Raw genomic sequence first — 16,489 nt, forward strand, 5'->3', positions numbered from 1 at the left:
GGGTCCCCGGGGGCCGATGAGCAGGGCGCTACGGGCGCCAGGTGTCGTTCAGCGTGACGTTCCCCGAGCCCGGCGCGGTCGCCGTCCGGTTGGCGCCGGACTCCCAGGTCACCGCCCCGCTCGCGTCCTTGCGCAGGTACTTGTACTGGAAGGACGTGCCGGCCGGCAGCGAGAGCGCGAGCGACCAGACCGGGTACCCGGCCGAGGAGAGCGGCAGCGCCTTGGCCGGGTCCCAGCCGCCGAGCGCCGCGGCGTCGCCGGCCACGTAGAGGTTCTGCCCGTACGCGGTGGTCGCGTTGACGTTGAAGGAGGCGCCGGAGGCGGCCGTGCCGGGCTGGACGTACAGCGCGACCGCGTCGCCCGCGCCGACCGTCGCGGTGAACTGCCCGTTGGCGCCGACCTGGTACGTCGGGCCGGTGCAGCCGCCGCCGGGCTGCGGGTCGCCGTGCTGGACGTCGCAGTACGTCCCGGCCGGGAGCCCGGTCTGGAAGGTCTGGGTGATCGCGCCGCTCTCGTGGTTGATCGCGACGTAGCCCCGGTTGCCGCGGCCGAAGGCGATCGCGTTGTTGCCGTTGGACCACCAGTCGGTCACCCCGGTGCCCGCGACGGCGTTGCGGAAGCCGACCATGTTGGCGATCTGCCGCCAGGCGTGGGTGCAGTTCCAGCCGTCCTGGTAGCAGGCGTTGACGGTGCCGCCGTTGGGCGGGCCGTCGTCGTTGTTGGTGAAGCCGTAGCCCGAGTAGACGTTGGGCGAGCCGTAGGTCGAGGCCAGCAAGAAGACGTTGGCCAGGGTGTAGGTGTTGCCGTAGGTGTAGTTGAGGGTGGAGCCGTTGCGCTCGGTGTCCCAGTTGTCGACGAAGCTGCGCGCCTGGTTGCTCGGCAGGTAGCCCCAGGAGGCGCCCCAGTTGCTGAGGTTGGCGAGCTTGTCGCTGGTGAAGACGCGCTTGAGGTCGGTGCCGACCCGGAACTCGTCGACGTCGCCGTTGCCGGTGTACTCGGAGGGCTGGATGGGCTCGCCCGCGCCGTAGATGACCTCCTGCACCCAGTAGGCGTTGGGGTTGGCCATCCGGGCCTTGATCGCGGCGAGTTCGGTGGCGGCGATGTGCTTGGCGGCGTCGATCCGGTAGCCGTCGACGCCGAGCGAGCCGAGGTCGTCCAGGTAGTGGGCGATGGTGGTCTGGACGTAGGCGCTGCCGGTGTCCAGGTCGGCCAGGTTGACCAGCTCGCAGTCCTGCACGTTGGTGCGGTCCTGGTAGTTGGAGATCGGCTGGCGGCAGGTGTGGAAGTCCTGGTCCTGGTAGGTGCCGGGGTAGTTGTACTTGGTGTACGCGGTGCCGCCGGTGCCGGTGCCGGAGCCGGCCGTCATGTGGTTGACGACCGCGTCGGCGATCACCTTGACCCCGGCCGCGTGGCAGGTGTCGACCATGTTCTTGAAGGACGTGCGGTCGCCGAGCCGCCCGGCGATCTTGTAGCTGACCGGCTGGTACGAGGTCCACCACTGCGAACCCTGGATGTGCTCCTGCGGCGGCGAGACCTCGACGAAGCCGTAGCCCTTCGGGCCGAGGGTCGTGGTGCAGGCCTGGGCGACCGAGTCGAAGCGCCACTCGAAGAGGGTGGCGGTGACGTCCTTGCCGTTGTTCGCGGGCGGGGCGGCCTGGGCGGCGGGGGTGCCGACGGCGGTGCCGAGCGAGAGGGCGAGCGCCGCCGAGGCGGCGAGCGCTCCGGCCGTGCGGGCGGGCCGGCGGGTGGGCCGGCCGGTGGGGGTGGTGACCACGTTGTCTCCTGGGGGTGGCTGGGGTGGGGGCAGCCGGGGTGAAGCCTGCAAGAAGCTTCTGTAACTTGCCGGAAACTTGCAGCGCTGAACCTAGGGCGACCGGAACAGGCCGTCAAGGTCCCAGGAGATTCGTTTCTGCATCGACACGAACCGGGGCACGAACCGGAGCACGAACCGGGGCCCGAACCCGAGCACGACAAGGGGCCCGGCAGCCGTAGCCGCCGGGCCCCTCACCTGTCCTGGTTCACCGGTCCGTCAGGAGCCGGTGCGACCTCAGCCGGTCTGGATGGAGGTGTCGTCGATCACGAAGCTGGTCTGCAGCGAGGAGTCCTCGGTGCCGGTGAACTTCAGGGTGACCGTCTGGCCCGCGTAGGCGGAGAGGTCGAAGGTGCGCTGCTGGTAGCCGGCCGCGGCGTCCACGTTGGAGTAGGTCTTCAGCGTGGTGCCGTTCACCGCCACGGTCAGCTTGTCGTACGCCGTGGTGCCGGTCTCGGCGGTGTCGATGTGCAGCCAGAAGCTCAGCGTCGCCTTGCAGCCCGCCGGGATGCTGACCGTCTGGGACAGCGTGTCGGTGTGGGTGCTGCCGTAGCCGTCCAGGTAGGCCTTCCAGCTGCCGCTGTGGGCCGGCTCGGAGGAACCGTTGTCGATCACACCGCTCGAAGCCGTCCACGGCGCCGCCGTGCCGGTCTCGAAGCCCTGGTTGCCCAGCAGCTGGGCCGGGGTGCAGGAGCCGCCGCCACCGCCGGTGACCGTCCAGGTGAAGCTGGTGGTGCCGGACTTGCCGGCCGAGTCCTTCACCGTGACCGTCACGTTGGAGCTGCCCGCGGCGGTCGGGGAACCGGTGATCACACCGGTGGAGGCGTTGATGGCCAGGCCCGCCGGCAGCCCGGTGGCCGAGTAGGACAGCGGGGCCGTCCCGCCCGAGGCCTTGATCTGCAGGTTGACCGAGCCGCCCACCGCGGTGGACTGGTTGCCCGGGCTGGTGACGCTGACGCCGCCCGGGTTGGGCAGCGAGCCGACGTTCACGGCGGCCCAGGCGGTGGCGACCGCGTTGTACTCGGCGCTGTTGGCGCCGTACAGGTCGGTGGCCGCGTTCAGGGTCGCGGTGCGGGCGGCGGCGTAGTCGGTGGTGGAGGTCATGTAGGCGGTCAGCGCCTTGTACCAGACCTGCAGCGCCTTGTCGCGGCCGATGCCGGAGACGGTGATGTTGTTGACCGTCGGGCTGTTGTAGTTGAAGCCGTTGATGGTCTTCGCGCCGCTGCCCTCGGACAGCAGGTAGAAGAAGTGGTTGGCCACGCCGGACGAGTAGTGCACGTCCAGGTTGCCGACGCCCGAGTACCAGGAGTCGGCCGAGGTGCCGTCCTTGGAGGGCTTGTCCATGTAGCGCAGCGGCGTGCCGTTGCCGTTGAGGTTGATCAGCTCGCCGATCCAGTAGTTCGGCGGGTTGGAGGGCAGGTTGGCGTAGAACTCGACGCCGGTGCCCATGATGTCGGAGGTCGCCTCGTTGAGGCCGCCGGACTCACCCGAGTAGTTCAGGTTGGCGGTGGCCGAGGTGACGCCGTGGCTCATCTCGTGGCCGGAGACGTCGATCTCGGTGAGCGGGTGGGTGTCGCCCGAGCCGTCGCCGTAGGTCATGCAGAAGCAGCCGTCGTCCCAGAACGCGTTGGTGTAGCCGGTGTCGTAGTGGACCCGGCTCATCGCGCCGACGCCGTCGTTCTTGATGCCGCTGCGGCCGAAGGTGTTCTTGTAGAAGTCCCAGGTGGCGGCGGCGCCGTACTGGGCGTCGACGGCGGCCGACTCGCGGTTGCTGGCCTGGCCGTTGCCCCAGGTGTCGGAGGACTTGGAGAACAGCGTGCCGTTGCCGGACGTGCCGTTGGCCATGTCGGTGGTGTACTGGCCGCCGCGGGTGGCGTCCTTGAGCGAGTAGGTGGAGCCGCTCTGGGTGGTGGTCAGCGGGACGGTGCCGACGAAGACGCCGGTGCCGGTGCCGCGCTTGATGCCGTCGGCCTTGCTGAGCACGGCACCGGTCTTGGCGTCGGTGACGACGTGCAGCTTGCTCGGGGTGCCGTCGGACTCGCGGCCGTTGACCACGGTCTCCCAGGCGAGCTTCGGGGTGCCGTCGGCGGCCCAGACGACCAGCCGGGGCGCGCCCTCGGCGGTGCCCTGCTCGGTGGCGAGCGCGGCCTCCTGGGCCTTCGGCGCGGCCACGGCGGGGGCGGTGTCGACGCCGGCGAGGTTGGCCTCGCTGGCCTTGGTCACGCTCTTGGTGGCGCCGGCGGCGTCCTGGTGGACGATCAGGTCGCCGCCGAGGACGGGGAGTCCGGCGTAGGTGCGCTCGTACCGCAGGTGACGACCGCCGTTGGCGTCCTGGACGACGTCCTTGGTGACCAGCTGCTCCTTGCCGTCCAGGCCGAGCGCCTGGGCCAGGGAGGTGGTCTGCTGGTTCGCCGAGGCGATCAGCGCGGCCCGGCTGGCCTGCTGGGTGGCGACGGCGGTCGGCGCGTCCGGGGCCGCCTGCGCGATCACCGGTATGCCGGTGACCAGCAGCGCCGTGGTGGCGGCCATGACGACCGCCGCCTTCCGGACGTGGGCGTGACGTGACATGCGGACTCCTTTTCCGACCGGCGCGCCGAGTGGATCGACCCGGCGTGCGCGGTGGACAGAACCTGGGCCGCGGTTGCGGCGCAGTGGGGGCCCCCGTCGGGTGCAACGGGGGTGCGGTTGCCGTGCGTTGCGGTGCTCTGCCGTGCTCTGCGGTGCGGTGCTCTGCGGTGCATTGCGGTGCATTGCGGTGCTCTGCCGTGCTCTGCCGTGCTCGCACGTCGTGCAGGGGTTTCGTTCGCAGGTCGGGACGCGCTGCACCTGAACTGGGGCAGCTGCACCGGGGGGTGGGGCCCCCTCGTCTGCAGCCGGAGGAATCGTGGCAGCAAACGCGCCGTTAATGACAGATGCATGCCACCGATTGGCCGATTATTTACCGAAACCGTATGCACAACGCTTAGTCAGTTGTGTTACGGCATGACCAGGTCTTGAACACGGTTTTCATGCCCCCGGCAAAGTTCGATCACCACCGGAGGTGACTGACCAGCGGTCAGGGCCGCCCCCCGCCCCGGCGGGCGCCCGGCAGCGCCGCCTCCGGGCGGCACGTCACAGTTCCGGCCGTGCCACCGCCGGTTTCCGGCCATTCCCCGGCCGGAACGGAACCGGGCCCCGCCCCGCCCGAACGGCGGTGCGGGGCCCGGGAGTCGGGTCCGACGGGATCAACCCTGCACGAACACCGCCACGGTGCGACCCGGCACGGTGAACGTCCCGGTCGCGGGGTCGAAGCCGGACTGCTGCACCACCCGGTCCACCCCGCCCGCCTGGACGGGGTGCAGCGCCTGGCTCGTCCCCTGCAGCGCGGCCACGGTCTGCGCCTGCGCGGTGGGCGTGGCGTTGAAGACCACCGTGAAGCCCTTCGCCGCCCCGGCCAGCCCGGTGCCGTCCAGGTGCAGGGTGATCACCCCGGGCGTCTCACCGGGCGTGCCGGAGAGCGGGTACGACAGCCGCTGCTGGACCTCGGCCAGGGTCGGCAGCGAGAACAGCGGCGAGGACTGCTTGATCCGCAGGAACTCCTGGTACTGCGCACTGGTCGCCCGGATGTCGGCCGCCCCCACCGTCAGCCGCGGGTTCGCCAGCAGCGGCCCGGCGGTCGGCCAGAGCTCCTGGTTGTCCTTGGCCGGCGGCAGGCCGCGGCCCCAGCCGTTGCCCTGCGAGGCCCCCGTCAATGGATTGGGCCAGTGGATCGCGTTGAACCAGTCGCCCGAGTCGTAGGAGTTGGAGTCCAGCGACTTGGAGCGCAGCAGGTCGCTGCCGGCCTGGGCGAAGCCCGCACCCTGGGTGAGCGCGGTCAGCGACAGCCCGAGCGCCTGCATCCGGGCCCGGTCGGCGGGCGCGGTGGTGGTCGGCAGCTTGTACGCGAGCGCGTCGAACAGGTCGGTGTTGTCGTGGGCGTCCACGTACTCCACCGCCTCGCCCGGCTTCGCCGCGTACCCGGTCGGGGAGCCGTTGTAGTCGACCTGGGCGCCGGTGACGGCCTTCCCCGAGCTGTCGGTGAAGGAGTAGCCGGCCAGGTTGCCGGTGAGCCCGACCTTCAGCTGGTCCATCTGGTGCAGCAGCCGGGCCTTCTGCTCCTGCGGACCGCCGTTCGCGGCCGAGCCGTTGGGATCGGTGTACAGGCCCGAGGCGAAGCCCTGCTGCGGCGCGGAGCCCAGCATGAAGTTGCCGCCGCGGGCGGCGTCGCGGAACCGGTCGTCGAAGGTGGCGATGCCGGTGCCGGCCATGTTGGCCTGGGTGGCCTGCTCGAACCGGGCGTTGTTCGCGACGGTGCCGAAGTTCCAGCCCTCGCCGTAGAGGAAGACGTTCTTGCCGTCCACGCCGTCCGACTCGGGCGTCATCCTCCGCAGCGCCGCCTGCACGTCCAGCATGGTGGACTTCGGGTCCAGGCCCATCAGGTCGAAGCGGAAGCCGTCGACCTGGTACTCCCGGGCCCACAGCGTCACCGAGTCGACGACCAGCCGGTTCATCATGGCGTGTTCGGGCGCGGTGTCGGCGCAGCAGCTGTCCGTGGTCACCTTGCCGTCGGCGTCCAGCCGCTGGTAGTAGCCGGGCACCACCTTGTCGAGCACCGAGTGGTCGGCCTGGCCGCTGGCGGCGGTGTGGTTGTAGACCACGTCCAGCACCACCCGCAGCCCGGCCGCGTGCATCGCCTGGACCATCCGCCGGAACTGCACCGTGCGCGCCGTCCCGTTCGGGTCGGTCGCGTACGAGCCCTCCGGCACGTTGTAGTGCAGCGGGTCGTAGCCCCAGTTGTAAGCGTCGTCGGCGGCGACGGCCGCCACGCACTCCTGCTGCTTCGGGCCGTCCGGGGGAAGGGACTTGAGGTCGCAGGCGGGCAGCTTCTGGTCCGCCCGGTTCTCGTGGATGGTGGCGATGTCGAAGGTCGGCAGCAGGTGGACCGTGGTCACCCCGGCCTTGGCGAGGTCCCGCAGGTGCTTCATCCCGGCCGAGTCCGACTCGGTGAACGCCAGGTAGGTGCCGCGCTCGGCCTCCGGGACGGTGGTGTCCTCCACCGAGAAGTCCCGGACGTGGAGTTCCTGGATCTGCTGCTGCGCGGGCGGGACGGCCTGCGGGCGGGCCTGGTCGTCCCAGCCCGGCGGCTTGAGCTCCTTGGCGTCCAGGTCGGCGACCAGGCTGCGCTTGGAGTCGGTGGCGAGCGCCACCGAGTACGGGTCGGTGACGGTGTTGACCACCAGCTGCTGCACCGAGGGCGCCCAGACCTTCACCTGGTACAGGTAGTACTTGCCGTCCAACTCCTTCTTGTCCCGGACGACTTCCCACACGCCGGTCTCGTCGTCCAGCTTCAGCGGCAGCGTCCTCGGGGTGCCCCCGGTGGCGCTGTCGAAGACCTGGACGGACACCTGCTGCGCGGTCGGCGCCCAGAGCGAGAGCGCGACCTTGCCGTCGTAGTAGGCCGGGCCGAAGTCCACCTTGCCGGTACGGCGGGCGTACAGGTCGTCCAGCACGCCCGGGGTCTGGACCCCGGTGCCGGCCAGCACGGCGCCGCTGGGCAGGTGTTCGGTGAACAGCAGCTGGCCGCGCAGCGCCGCCGGGACGCGCGCGGTGTCCCGGGCGTCCACGGTGAAGGCCCGGTAGCCCGCCAGGTGCGGGTACTTCGCCTTCTGGGCGTCGGTCAGCCCGCCCGCGACGGGGGTGAGGCGGATCCACTTCCCGGGCTTGGTCAGCACGCCCTTGTCGGTGCGGATACCGCCCTCGGGGTCGTAGACCAGCTGGGCGCTGGTGCCGCCGGCCAGGGCCTGGTCGGTGGCGCCGTAGTTCGCCGGGACGACGACGGTCCGCGCGTCGATCCACTGGGCCTTGGCGCTGCCGAGGTCCAACTGCGAGGCGGCGGCCGGGTTCTGCGGCAGCAGGTAGCCCTCACGGCCGCCGAGGATCCACACCTCCCTGCCGTTGACGGCGAAGTCCAGCGACTGGTCGGCGGGCAGGTCCTTGTCGTTGCCGTTGTGCAGGATGTAGCTGAGGCTGGTCGCCCCCGGGGCGAGCGGCACCTCGAAGACGGCGCCGAAGGCGTCGCGGCGCACCGGCTGCAGCGGCTTGCCCCAGTCGGTGGGGGTGGCGGCGCCGGTCCAGTCGTGCAGGCCCCAGCCGTCGTAGTTGCCGTCGGCCCGGTTGTAGTGGATGACGGCGGTGCCGGCGGGCGGGGTGCTGGTGGGGCCGGGGTTCGCGGTGCGGACGGTCGGGTCGCCCTGCTTCAGCCACACTTCGCCGGTGGCGCCCAGGTCGAGGTGGCGGTCGGCGTCCACGTCCTTGACGCCGTTCTTCTCGACGATGAAGCCGAGGTCGGAGGCGCCGGGCTTGAGCCGCACGTACGCGAAGGCGCCGTACGCGTCCCGCCCGGTGAAGGGGTGCCCGGCCGGCCAGCTGGTGCCCTCGCCGTCGGCGAGGTCGCCCCAGGCGTAGAGGTTCCAGCCGTCGTAGTTCCCGTCCGGCCGGTTGTAGTGGACGACGGCGTACGGGCGGGCGCCGGCGGTGGGCACCGGCTTGGGGGCGGGGGTGCCGGTGGTGAAGCTCGCGGTGGCGGAGCGCAGGTGGCCGCTGGAGTCCTGGACGACGGCCTTGTACCGGACGACCGTGCCGGGGGCGACGGCGCTCAGGTCCTGGGTGACCGCGAAGAGTCTTTGGCCGTCGGAGCCGGACTTGCCCGTGTCGGCGGTGCCGAGCGTCTGCCACGGCCCGTTGCCGGTCTGCGCGGCGAACGTCACGCGGTTGAAGCCGCCGCCGTCCGCCTTCGCCCCGATCGTCACGAGCCCGGTCGAGCCGTCCGCCGGCGGCTGCACCGACAGCTGCGGTGCGGCGTTCACGGCGGCGAGCTCGGCCCCCGCCTTGAGCACCACCGAGGACAGCGCCGGGACGGTGACGGTCACCTTGCGGTCGGCGCCGCTGGTGAGCCGCGGTCCGGTCGCGGGGTAGATCGGGTCGAAGCCCATCCCCGCCGAGAAGGTGTCCAGCGTGACGGTCTTCGCCTCGGTGGCGTTGTTGACCGCCACCAGGTACTCGACCTGCTGCCCGGCGTCGATCCGGGAGAAGGCGTAGACGCCCACGCCGTCGGCGGCGTAGCGCTGGATCTGGGCGCCGTCGGCGAGCGCCGGGTTGTCGCGGCGCAGCGCGGCCAGTCCGGCGATGCCCTGGTAGAGCTCGCCGCCCTGCCCGTAGCGGTCGGCCGGTCCGGAGGGGCCGCCGAGCACCCGGTCACTGTTGTACGAGGGCGTCTTGGAGGCGAACATGTCCTGCCGGGCGTCCTTGTCGCCGCCCGCGCCGGTGAAGCCCTGCTCGTCGCCGTAGTAGACGACGGGCTGGCCGCGGGTGAGGAACTGCAGCTCGTTGCCGAGCCGGTCCTTCTTCAGCAGGGTGGCGTCGTCGGCGCCGGGGTTGTCGGCGAGCAGGAAGGAGCCGAAGCGGCCCATGTCGTGGTTGCCGAGGAAGGTCGGCAGCTCGTAGGCGTCGCTGTCGGCGCTGGTGTAGCGGTAGTCCTGGCCGTAGACGTCGGCGAGGTTCTGCGCCGAGCCGCCCTGGGAGACGTAGGAGCGCGCGGCGCCCTGGAACGGGAAGTCCAGGGTGGCCTGGAGCTTGCCCTTGGTGACGTAGGGCGAGGTGACGGCCGGGTCGCCGGAGTAGACCTCGCCGAACATGAAGAACTTCTTGTTGCCCTGCTTGGCGGCGAAGTCCTTGAGTGCGGGCGCCCACTGCTGCCAGAAGGCCATGTCGACGTGTTTGACGGTGTCGATCCGGAAGCCGTCCACCCCGGCGTCCTTGACCCACTGCTGGTAGACCTGCTCGAAGCCCTTGACCACCCGGGGGTTCTGGGTGTCGAGGTCGTCCAGGCCGTTGAAGTCGCCCTCGGTGGCGGACTCGCCGACGAAGGTCGAGTCGCCCCGGTTGTGGTACAGCGCCGGGTCGTTGAGCCAGGACGGGCTCTTGGCGGTCGCGTCGGCCGGGGTGCGGAAGACCGGGGTGTAGGGGAAGGAGTCCTTGGTGGTCTTCGGCCAGGGGGCCCGCGCGTCGGCGGTCGCGGTCTCGTCGACCGGGTTGCCGTCCGCGTCGAGGGTCGGGTAGGCGCCGGTGGAGCGGTAGGCGTGCTGCTGCTCGGCGTAGTCGATGACGTCGGCGGTGTGGTTGGTGATGACGTCGAAGAAGACCTTCATGCCGCGCGCGTGCGCCTTGGCTATCAGCTCCTTGAGCTGCTCGTTGGTGCCGAAGTGCGGGTCGACCTGGGTGAAGTCGGTGATCCAGTACCCGTGGTAGCCGGCCGACGCGTCGGCCCCGCTGCCCTGCACCGGCTTGTTCTTGAAGATGGGGGCGAGCCAGATCGCGGTGGTGCCGAGGTTCTGGACGTAGTCGAGCTTCTGGATCAGGCCGGCCAGGTCGCCGCCGTGGTAGAAGCCCTTGTCGGTCGGGTCGAGGCCGTTGTCCAGCCGTCCGCCGGTGATGCCGCCGCTGTCGTTGGCGGTGTCGCCGTTGGCGAAGCGGTCGGGCAGGACGAAGTAGAACTGCTCGCGGGTGAGGTCGTGCCGCCCGGCGGTGGCCGCCAGGGCGGCGTCCGAGGGCGGGGCAGGCGGGGCGGCGGCGAGGGCCGCGGGGGCGCTGCCGAGGGTGGCGGCGGTCAGCGCGGCGGCCAGCAGGACGGCCGTGCGGCCGGGTCTGCGGGCGGGACCGCGACGGCCGGGGCTCCGTCGGGCGGTGCTCCGTCGGGGGCGGAGCGGCGTATCGGCCACTGAGGGCTCCCTTAGGGGAAGGGGCGATCGATTTCCCAGGAAGCTAGCGGCCTGCAATATGTTTCAGCAAGATGCAGAAAGCGTTTCGTGCCGGGAAAATCCAGGCCACCGGCCCGCCCGAGGACCCCGGTTACGTCCGGACGGCCGAGCGCGTGACAATGGGACGTATGTCCGTCCCACCGGTAACCCCCAGATCAGATCGCACCCCCTACCCCGGTGGGATCCGCCCCCTACCCCTGGAGGGGGACAACCGGTGAAGAATCCACTTCCAGAGGATGAGCAGACGGCTACGAGTGGTCTGGCAGACTTCTCGTCCATGGGGGAACCGACCGAGATCCAGCGAGGCGACGCCCGGCGCGCCGACGCGGCCCACGGTGGCGGTTCCGAGGCAGCCGAGGCCCGCCCGGCCCGACTGCCCGAAGGAGCCACCCGTGCCGCCCAGTCCCGCACCGCCGCCCTGCGCGGCCGCATCCGGGACCAGCGGCGCTCACCGGCCCGACCGCGGATCTGGTTCGAGCTCGCCCTGATCGGGATCAGCTACTGGCTCTACTCGATCGTGCGCAACGCCGTCCCGGAGCAGGAAGCGATAGCCCAGAAGCACGCGCGCTGGATCTGGGACCTGGAGAAGGACCTCGGCATCGCGGTCGAGCGCTCGATCAACCACGCCGTGGACGGCGTGGGGTGGCTCATCACCGGGATGAACTACTACTACGCGACGCTGCACTTCATCATCACCATCGGTGTGCTGGTCTGGCTCTACCGCAGCCACCCGGGCCGCTACGTCGCCGCCCGCACGGTGCTGTTCGTCACCACCGGGATCGCCCTGGTCGGCTTCTACTTCTTCCCGCTGGCCCCGCCGCGGCTGATGACCGACGGCGGCTTCATCGACACCGTGCAGGCCCACCACACCTGGGGCTCCTTCGCCTCCGGGCCCGCCGCGCACGTCTCCAACCTGTACGCGGCGATGCCCTCGATGCACATCGGCTGGTCGATGTGGTGCGGTCTGACGATCTTCTTCCTGGCCCGCCGGACCTGGGTCCGGGTGCTCGGACTGATGTACCCGGCGGCCACCCTGGTGGTCATCATCTCCACCGCCAACCACTTCTGGATGGACGCCGTCGGCGGCGAGATCTGCCTGACGGTGGGCTTCCTGGCCGCCCGCTGGCTCTACCACGAGTGGGTCTACAAGCTGCCGCAGGTACCCTCCCGGGAGCAGGCCGAGGAGCCGGTCACCGTCCCCGAGCAGTGGAGCGAACCGGCGGCCAGCAGCGCCCGCCGCTAGTCCGTGAACGCGAGAGGGGCCCCCGCCCGGCGGGGGCCCCTCTCGCGTCTCCGGTCAGTCGGCGTCTCCGGTCAGTCGGCCCCGTAGAACAGCCGGTCCACCACCGCCCGGGCCCGTCGGGTGGTGCGCCGGTAGTCGTCCACCAGCTCCCCGCTGTGCCCGGCGCCGTACCCGAGGTAGCGGGCCACCCCGGCCAGCTCCCGGGCCTCCCCCGGGAAGCTGTCCCCCGGCCGCCCGCGCACCAGCATCACCGCGGAGCGCACCCGGGAGGCCAGCACCCACGCCGCCTCCAGCACCTCCGCGTCGGCCGGCTCCACCAGCCCGCCCGCGACGGCGGCCGCCAGCGCGGCCCTGGTGCGGGTGGTCCGCAGGCCCGGCAGCTCGTGCCCGTGCTGCAGCTGGAGCAGCTGCACCGTCCACTCCACGTCCGCCAGCCCGCCCCGGCCGATCTTGGTGTGGGTGGTCGGGTCGGCGCCGCGCGGCAGCCGCTCGGCCTCGATCCGCGCCTTGATCCGGCGGATCTCCACCAGGTCCCGCTCCGGCACCCCGGTGCCCGGGTAGCGCAGCGGGTCGATCAGCTGCCGGAACCGGGTGCCCAGCTCCTCGTCCCCGGCCACCGGCTCGGCCCGCAGCAGCGCCTGGCTCTCCCAGGCGTGCGACCAGCGCCGGTAGTACGCCGCGTACGAGGCCAGGGTGCGCACCAGCGGGCCGCTGCGCCCCTCCGGCCTCAGGTCGGCGTCGACCAGCAGCGGCGGCTCGGTGGACGGCGCGGCCAGCAGGGTGCGCAGCTCGTTGCAGACCGCCTGGGCGGCCTTGGCGGCCTCCTGCTCCAGCGAGCCGAGCAGCGGCTCGTGGACGAAGAGCACGTCCGCGTCCGAGCCGTAGCCCAGCTCGTGGCCGCCGAAGCGGCCCATCGCGATCACCGCGATCCGGGTCGGCAGGTCCCCGTGCTCGGCCTCCCAGCCCGCCACGCAGGCGCGCAGCGCGCCCTGGAGGGTGGCGGCGTTGAGCGCGGTGAGCGCCTCCCCGGCGACGTCGAGCGCCTCGGCCGGGTCGTCCCCGAGCCGGCCGAGCACGTCCGCGGCGGCCGTGCGGAACAGCTCCCGGCGGCGCACCGAGCGGGCGGCCGCCACCGCGGCGGCGGTGGACCCGGCCCGGCCGACGGCGGCCAGTATCTCCGACTGCAGGGCCGCCCGGCCGCGCGGCACCGGGCCCTGCGGCTCGCCCAGCATGGCCACCGCCTCGGGGGCGCGCAGCAGCAGGTCGGGGGCGAGCCGGCCGGCCGACAGCACCCGGGCCAGCTGCTCGGCGGCGGCGCTCTCGTCCCGCAGCAGCCGCAGGTACCAGGGGGTGCGGCCGAGCGCGTCGGAGACCAGGCGGAAGTTGAGCAGCCCGGCGTCCGGGTCGGCGGACTCGGCGAACCAGCCGAGCAGCACCGGCAGCAGGGTGCGCTGGATCGCGGCCTTGCGGCTGACCCCGGAGGCGAGCGCGCTGATGTGCCGCAGGGCGGCGGCCGGGTCGGCGTAGCCGAGTGCCTCCAGCCGGGCCCGGGCCGCGTCCGGGGTCAACCCGGCGGCGCCGGTGGGCAGTTCGGCGACGGCGTCGAGCAGCGGCCGGTAGAACAGCTTCTCGTGCAGCCGCCGCACCTCCACCGCGTGCCGCTTCCACTCGCGCTGCAGCGCGGCCACCGGGTCGGAGCGGGTGTCGTCGTTGATCAGCGCGGTGAGCGAGCGGGCGAGGCGGCGCTGGTCCTCCTCGGCGGTGGGCATCAGGTGGGTGCGGCGCAGCCGGTGCAGCTGGATGCGGTGCTCCAGCGAGCGCAGGAAGCGGTAGGCGGTGTCCAGCGAGACGGCGTCCGCCCGGCCGACGTACCCGCCGCGGGAGAGCGCGGCCAGCGCCTCCAGGGTGTTGCCGCTGCGCAGCGCCGGGTCGGTGCGGCCGTGCACCAGTTGGAGCAGCTGGACGGAGAACTCGACGTCGCGCAGCCCGCCCGGGCCGAGCTTGAGCTGGCGGTCGACCTCGGGGGCCGGGATGGAGTCGATCACCCGGCGGCGCATCTGCTGCACGTCGGTGACGAAGTTCTCCCGGGCGGCGGCCTGCCAGACCATCGGGGCGAGCGCCTCGACGTACGCGGCGCCCAGCTCGGCGTCCCCGGCGACCGGGCGGGCCTTGAGCAGCGCCTGGAACTCCCAGGTCTTGGCCCAGCGCTGGTAGTAGGCGAGGTGGCTGGCCAGGGTGCGCACCAGCGGGCCGTTGCGGCCCTCCGGGCGCAGGTTGGCGTCCACCGGCCAGATGGTGCCCTCGCCGGTGGTGTCCGAGCAGAGCCGGGTGAGCGCGGCGGCCAACCGGGTGGCGGCCCGCACCGCCGCCTGCTCGTCCACGCCCTCGCGCGGCTCGGCGACGAAGATGACGTCCACGTCGGAGACGTAGTTGAGCTCGCGGCCGCCGCACTTGCCCATCCCGATCACGGCGAGCCGACAGGCCGCGGCGGCCTCCGGGTCCTGCTCGGCGGCGAGGTCCAGGGCGGTCTGCAGGGTGGCGCCGGCCAGGTCGGCGAGTTCGGCGGCGGTCTGGGCGAGGTCGGTGGTGCCGGTGAGGTCGCGGGCGGCGATGGCCAGCAGGCAGCGCCGGTAGGCGACCCGCAGCGCGTTCTCCGGGCTGCGGTCACCGCCCCGGACGCCCTCGGCGAGGGCGCGGCGGAAGTCCGCCGGCCCGGGGTGCATGTCGCGCAGCTCGAAGGTGACCAGCACGTGCCAGTCGTGCGGGTGCCGGGCCAGGTGGTCGGCGAGCGCGGTGGAGACGCCGAGCACGCCGAGCAGCCGGTCACGCAGCGGCTTGGACGTGGTGAGGGTGTCGCGCAGGGTGTGCCGCTCGGCCTGGTCGGCGGCCTCCAGCAGCCGGGCCAGGCCCAGCAGCGCGAGGTCGGGGTCAGCGGTGGCGCCGAGCGCGTCCAGCAGCACCGGGTCGTCGGCCAGGCCCTCCAGGCCGGGGCCCTCCAGCAGCCGGACCGCCTTCGCGGGATCGGTGAACCCGCGCCGCACCAGCCTGATCTCGGGCCGGCTGACCCTGCTCCCGGCCCGCTGCTCCTCCACCGCCATCGGCCCCTCCGTCCGTCCGCCCCCGCAGGCAGGTTACGCGCCTACACGACGCTGCGCCGGACGGAGGAGCCTCCGCGTCGGGGCTCAGAGCACCTGGAGGTTCTTCCGCAGCTCGAACGGGGTGACCTCGGAGCGGTACTCCTCCCACTCCTGGCGCTTGTTGCGCAGGAAGAAGTCGAAGACGTGCTCGCCCAGGGTCTCGGCGACCAGTTCGCTGCGCTGCATCAGGTCGATGGCCTCGCCGAGGTTCTGCGGCATCGGCTGGATGCCGAGGGCGCGGCGCTCGGAGTCGGTCAGCGCCCACACGTCGTCGTCGGCGCCGGGCGGGAGCTCGTAGCCCTCCTCGATGCCCTTGAGGCCGGCGGCGAGGGTGACGGCGTAGGCGAGGTACGGGTTGCAGCCGGTGTCCAGGGAGCGGACCTCGATCCGGGTGGAGCCCTGCTTGCCCGGCTTGTACATCGGCACCCGGATCAGCGCCGAGCGGTTGTTGTGGCCCCAGCAGATGTACGAGGGGGCCTCGCCGCCGGCGCCGGCGGTGCGCTGGGAGCCGCCCCAGATCCGCTTGTAGGAGTTCACCCACTGGTTGGTGACGGCGGCCGTCTCGGCGGCGTGCTTCAGCAGGCCGGCGATGAACGATCTGCCGACCTTGGAGAGCTGGTACTCGGCGCCGGACTCGTGGAAGGCGTTGCGGTCGCCCTCGAACAGCGAGACGTGGGTGTGCATGCCGCTGCCGGGGTGCTCGGAGAACGGCTTGGGCATGAAGCTCGCGTGCACGCCCTGCTCCAGCGCGACCTCCTTCATGACCAGGCGGAAGGTCATGATGTTGTCGGCGGTGGACAGCGCGTCGGCGTAGCGCAGGTCGATCTCCTGCTGGCCGGGGGCGCCCTCGTGGTGCGAGAACTCGACCGAGATGCCCATCGACTCCAGCATGGTGATCGCCTGGCGGCGGAAGTCGTGGCCCACCCCGCGCGGGGTGTGGTCGAAGTAGCCGGACTGGTCGGCGGGGATCGGCGCGGTGCCGTCGCCGGGCAGGTTCTTCAGCAGGAAGAACTCGATCTCGGGGTGGGTGTAGAAGGTGAAGCCCAGGTCGGAGGCCTTCTCCAGGGTGCGCTTGAGCACGAACCTGGGGTCGGCGTAGGAGGGTGAGCCGTCCGGCATCAGGATGTCGCAGAACATCCGGGCGGTGCCCGGGGTCTCCGAGCGCCACGGCAGGATCTGGAAGGTGGTCGGATCCGGCTTGGCGATCATGTCGGACTCGTACACCCGGGCGAATCCCTCGATCGCCGAGCCGTCGAACCCGATGCCCTCCTCGAAGGCCTGTTCCAACTCGGCCGGCGCCACCGCGACCGACTTGAGGAACCCGAGCACATCGGTGAACCACAGCCGGACGAACCGGATGTCACGCTCTTCGAGCGTCCGAAGCACGAACTGCTGCTGCTTGCCCATGGGGACAGTCTCACCTCTGCTCTTTACGCTCGTGTTACGCCCGGAAGGCCCCCGAACG

At 71.8% G+C, this 16,489-nt stretch carries 6 protein-coding genes; 1 reads left to right on the forward strand and 5 read right to left on the reverse strand.

What is annotated here, in order from left to right; translation table 11 throughout:
* Window positions 1-28: 28 nt before the first annotated feature.
* The 3 genes from ACFVXG_RS15850 to pulA all read right to left on the reverse strand — a co-directional run bounded on the left by ACFVXG_RS15850 (window position 29) and on the right by pulA (window position 10,605).
* A complete protein-coding gene (locus ACFVXG_RS15850; RefSeq protein ID WP_387927899.1) occupies window positions 29-1,774 on the reverse strand; it encodes a carbohydrate-binding module family 20 domain-containing protein in 1,746 nt (581 codons plus the stop codon).
* Window positions 1,775-2,047: 273 nt separating this feature from the next.
* On the reverse strand, window positions 2,048-4,378 hold the full coding sequence (locus tag ACFVXG_RS15855) for a M4 family metallopeptidase (RefSeq protein ID WP_387927902.1): 2,331 nt from the start codon (window positions 4,376-4,378) through the stop codon (window positions 2,048-2,050).
* Window positions 4,379-5,034: 656 nt separating this feature from the next.
* Window positions 5,035-10,605 carry a pullulanase-type alpha-1,6-glucosidase gene (gene pulA / locus ACFVXG_RS15860; protein WP_387927903.1) on the reverse strand — a complete coding sequence of 1,857 codons (5,571 nt, stop codon included), beginning with the start codon at window positions 10,603-10,605 and terminating at the stop codon, window positions 5,035-5,037.
* Between the two features lie 316 nt (window positions 10,606-10,921).
* On the opposite strand from pulA, the gene ACFVXG_RS15865 reads away from it, so the two are divergent.
* A complete protein-coding gene (locus ACFVXG_RS15865; protein WP_387927904.1) occupies window positions 10,922-11,887 on the forward strand; it encodes a phosphatase PAP2 family protein in 966 nt (321 codons plus the stop codon).
* Window positions 11,888-11,958: 71 nt separating this feature from the next.
* Here the strand turns inward: ACFVXG_RS15865 and ACFVXG_RS15870 are convergent, their stop codons facing one another.
* Window positions 11,959-14,985 (reverse strand): bifunctional [glutamine synthetase] adenylyltransferase/[glutamine synthetase]-adenylyl-L-tyrosine phosphorylase, encoded by a 3,027-nt coding sequence (locus ACFVXG_RS15870; protein ID WP_387927906.1) that lies wholly within the window; start codon window positions 14,983-14,985, stop codon window positions 11,959-11,961.
* 84 nt (window positions 14,986-15,069) lie between these two features.
* The gene (gene glnA, locus ACFVXG_RS15875) at window positions 15,070-16,431 is read right to left on the reverse strand and encodes a type I glutamate--ammonia ligase (protein WP_387927908.1); all 1,362 of its coding nucleotides are present in this window, start codon (window positions 16,429-16,431) and stop codon (window positions 15,070-15,072) included.
* Window positions 16,432-16,489: the final 58 nt, after the last annotated feature.

Source organism: Kitasatospora sp. NPDC058162, from assembly GCF_042884005.1.
Lineage (GTDB): Bacteria > Actinomycetota > Actinomycetes > Streptomycetales > Streptomycetaceae > Kitasatospora.